Annotated in this window: 1 protein-coding gene; it reads right to left on the bottom strand. The window is 58.9% G+C overall.

Annotated features, from left to right (window positions below; genetic code table 11):
* Positions 1-253: FAD-dependent monooxygenase (locus RZA33_RS19635; protein ID WP_317509932.1), on the bottom strand; the 253-nt coding region annotated here is incomplete at both ends.

The following is a 253-nucleotide window of genomic DNA, read 5'->3' as shown; positions in this document are numbered from 1 at the left end:
CGCAAGACATCGGGCCAGCGTCACGGAGTCCTCGATCGCCATAACTGCGCCTTGCGCCATGAATGGCAACATCGGGTGGCAGGCATCACCGACCAGTACCACGCGTCTTTTTGACCACTGCTCCATCGGAGGACGGCTCATGAGCGCCCATCGATAGTGAACATCGATATTATCGATCAGGACATGGACATCCGGATGCCATCCGGTGAAGTCGCCGGCGCACTCTTCACGTGTGCCCTTCGCGGTCCATGAC

This window comes from Halovibrio sp. HP20-59, from assembly GCF_033052795.2.
In the GTDB taxonomy this organism is placed as follows: Bacteria; Pseudomonadota; Gammaproteobacteria; order Pseudomonadales; family Halomonadaceae; genus Vreelandella.
This window is presented reverse-complemented; position numbering and strand designations above follow the sequence as displayed.